A 3,331-nucleotide genomic window follows, 5' to 3' on the forward strand; every position below is an offset into this window, starting at 1 on the left:
TGTAATGCGTCGAATTAATCCTCTCACCTACTGAAGGTTTACTGCGGATTAATTTCTCGTTCTCCTATATATTGTCTATCTGAACGTGCTGTTTTTTACCGCACGTTTTTTTCGTGTCTATATTGACTGACTATCCCCTTCGGATCTATATTCATACAGTTGCATAAAAAATGAGGAAAGACAGCCCCTACCACAGTTCGTCCTTCCTCATTCACACCCTTAAGAGCTGCACACAGGTCCTGCGCAGGGTCAATGCCCTAATTATGGTTGCCTGTTCATAAGCAGTCATCTTAAGCCCCCTTTCATACCTGTCCAGAAAGGATCAGGGGAATAATGAAAGGAGATACGTCTGTATGATACGGAAAAACTTACTGTTTATCAAGATACTAAATATTAAAACTTCATCAAAAATCCTCTTTGACCGATTTATGACCCGCTTTGTTCCATCGAAGGAGACCTGTCCTGTCTGCGGATCCAGAGGCGAATGTCATGTCCACGCTTACTATGGTCGTACTATCACTGACTTTGTTAATGGTCGGAGACACAAATGCACCATCAGTGTAATGAGGGTTATCTGTGACAGCTGTCATCACACTCATGCCATACTTCCTGACCACATCATCCCTTATGGGACATATGGACTGTTCTTTGTGCTCAGGGTTCTGTCAGAGCACATCTTCCAATTCCGGTCCATTGAAAGCATCTGCGAAAGATATGAAATATCCATCAGTCAGTTCCGTAAGTGGAAGTGCCTGTTCAGGCAGCATAAGAAACTCTGGCTCGGTGAACTTGAAAATCTTAAAACAGATACCCGTGATTTTATGAAAACTCTGGTCAGTAATCCTTACAATGGATTCTCTTCGGAATTCATCAGCCGTTTCGCATTCTCATTCCTTCAGTCGCATAAAAATCCATCTGTATGCTGTAACGAAACCGCAGGGTACTGCCAGAAGATATTTCTTCCGGATTACAGAATCACCTGACCACACAACCGGTGGCTGTTCATGCCCATATCTTCACTTTATGCTTTAGGAAAACATAAAGGAGGATCATAATACATGAATAATAACCCTGAAATCACAAAGCAGGATGCCGACATGGCCCAGTTCCGCTTTGCACTCATAGCTCCTGTAGTCCAGGGGCTTTTTCCTGATGCATCAGCCACGGCTTATTACAAAAGAGTGACCGAAAACCCTCTCACGCTTCCTGATGGAACCGTCGTAAAGTACAGCTACAAGACACTGGAGAAGTGGAAATCAGAGTATACTAACGGCGGCCTTGATGCGCTTCTTCCCGGAAGACGCTCCGATATGGGCGTTTCCCGTGTTCTGAACGACGAAGCAATCTGTGAGATCTACCGCATGAAGCAGGAGCATCCCCGCATGAATGCCACCCAGATATACCACCACCTGGTAGCTGAATCATTCATTCCTGCCTGTGTAAGCGTCGACTCAGTCCAGAGGTTCATCAAAAACAATGACCTCAAGTCCGCACGAAATCCCAATCTAAAGGACCGTAAGGCATTTGAGGAGGACGGCTTCGGAAAATGCTGGCAGGCGGACACCTGTTATCTCCCATATATCACTGAGAACGGTAAATCCAAGCGCGTCTACTGCATAATGATAATCGACGACCATTCAAGGCTCCTTGTCGGAGGCGGTCTGTTCTACAGCGACAACGCTTTCAACTTCCAGAAAGTCCTTAAACAGGCTGTTGCTACCTACGGCATTCCTGACAAGCTCTATGTTGATAACGGCTGCAGCTACTCCAACGAGCAGCTCTCCATGATCTGTGTGTCGCTTGGCATAGTGCTCCTGCATACAAAAGTACGCGACGGTGCCAGCAAAGGCAAGGTGGAACGCCATTTCAGGACACTCAAGGAAAGATGGCTGTACACACTGGATATCGGATCCATCACATCGCTCTCCCAGTTTGACAGCATGCTTAAGGACTATATGCGCACCTACAACACCACTTTCCATCGCGGCATCGATTCTACTCCAATGGACAGGTACTTAAATTCAGAATACAAACCCAAGCCGCCTCAGTCCGAAGAGTGGCTTGATGAGTGCTTCCTCAACCGCATAACCCGCAAGGTAAGGAAAGACTCCACCATCTCAATCGACAAGGTCAGCTTTGATGTCCCCATGCAGTTCATATCTGTAAAGGTTGATATCCGCTTTCTTCCGGATGACATGGATTCTGCCTACATTCTTTTTGATGGAAAACACTATCCCCTCCGCAGGACCAACCGCAATGAGAACTGCCATGTAAAACGCCAGAACCCTATCGACTACTCAAGGATTGGAGGTGTAGGCTGATGTACAATAGCTTCTATGGTCTGTCATACAATCCCTTTGACAAGCAGCAGCTCAAGGAAAAGGACTGCTTTATCTCAAAAGATTTCAACGAAATGACAAACCGTCTCAATTACCTCAAGGACATCAGGGGCATAGGAGTATTCACCGCAAGACCGGGCATGGGTAAATCCTATGCCCTCCGGTGTTTTGCAAACAGCCTCAACCCCAGCCTTTACCACATGGAGTACATGTGCCTGTCAACTATCAGTGTCGCCGACTTCTATAAACAGTTCTGCAGTATCCTGGGTGTGACAGAAAAAGGAGGTAAGCCTGCGATGTTCCAGGCAATCCGCGAGCAGATATCGTACCTTTTCAAGGAAAAGCGGCAACCTCTGCTCCTTGCAATTGATGAGGCGCAGTACCTGAACACCGGAATCCTTAATGACATCAAGATGCTGATGAATTATGGCTACGATTCCGTCAACTACTTTACGCTCATCCTTTGCGGTGAATCACACCTGAATGACACCCTTAGAAAGCCCGTTCATGAAGCCCTCCGCCAAAGGATCACCGTCCACTACAACTACAGCGGACTGGATGACGGTGAGGTTGCAGAGTATATACTCCACAAGATAAAGCTTGCCGGTGCATCCGAAAAGATCATTGATACCGCTGCACTGTCTGCAGCCCACAGCTATACCCAGGGCAATCCCAGACTCATCGACAACCTGATGACCGATGCCTTCGCCATCGGCTCACAGCGTAAATGCAAGGTCATCGATGCCGATATCATCCGTGATGCCGTTGAGAACCAGGCTCTGGATTGATGAAATTTTCAATGTACAAGGCTGTGACTGTTTAGTCATGGCCTTATTTCAAAAAGCATTCTGAATGCTCTCTGGAATAAAGCTATGACAGTGTGCGGTGTTCCCGCCAATATCCTGCGGTCAGGAATTATACCGCACGGTCAGGGAGTGGAAACTGCCGAAAACAATCAGCCGTTACCGCCTCCCACAATGTGCCGCCGGACA

Annotated in this window: 3 protein-coding genes; all 3 read left to right on the forward strand. The window is 47.1% G+C overall.

Annotated elements, in window-relative coordinates:
- The first annotated feature begins 353 nt into the window (after positions 1–353).
- The 3 genes from BLR42_RS22045 to BLR42_RS22055 all read left to right on the forward strand — a co-directional run bounded on the left by BLR42_RS22045 (position 354) and on the right by BLR42_RS22055 (position 3,127).
- Positions 354–983, forward strand: coding sequence for a DUF6431 domain-containing protein (locus BLR42_RS22045; protein WP_139165253.1), 630 nt, complete (start codon positions 354–356; stop codon positions 981–983).
- Positions 984–1,058: 75 nt separating this feature from the next.
- Positions 1,059–2,321 (forward strand): DDE-type integrase/transposase/recombinase, encoded by a 1,263-nt coding sequence (locus BLR42_RS22050; protein ID WP_091873849.1) that lies wholly within the window; start codon positions 1,059–1,061, stop codon positions 2,319–2,321.
- Positions 2,321–3,127, forward strand: coding sequence for an ExeA family protein (locus tag BLR42_RS22055; RefSeq protein WP_091873851.1), 807 nt, complete (start codon positions 2,321–2,323; stop codon positions 3,125–3,127). The genes BLR42_RS22050 and BLR42_RS22055 overlap by 1 nt, the downstream gene beginning before the upstream one ends.
- The last annotated feature ends 204 nt before the right edge of the window (positions 3,128–3,331 follow it).

Origin of the sequence: Butyrivibrio sp. INlla16 (genome assembly GCF_900104155.1) — a bacterium.
Taxonomy (GTDB): domain Bacteria; phylum Bacillota; class Clostridia; order Lachnospirales; family Lachnospiraceae; genus Butyrivibrio.

Bases quoted from the DNA above. Each gene is read 5' to 3' on its own strand.
- BLR42_RS22045 (WP_139165253.1), top strand. From the start codon at position 354: ATGATACGGAAAAACTTACTGTTTATCAAGATACTAAATATTAAAACT.
- BLR42_RS22050 (WP_091873849.1), top strand. From the start codon at position 1,059: ATGAATAATAACCCTGAAATCACAAAGCAGGATGCCGACATGGCCCAG.
- BLR42_RS22055 (WP_091873851.1), top strand. From the start codon at position 2,321: ATGTACAATAGCTTCTATGGTCTGTCATACAATCCCTTTGACAAGCAG.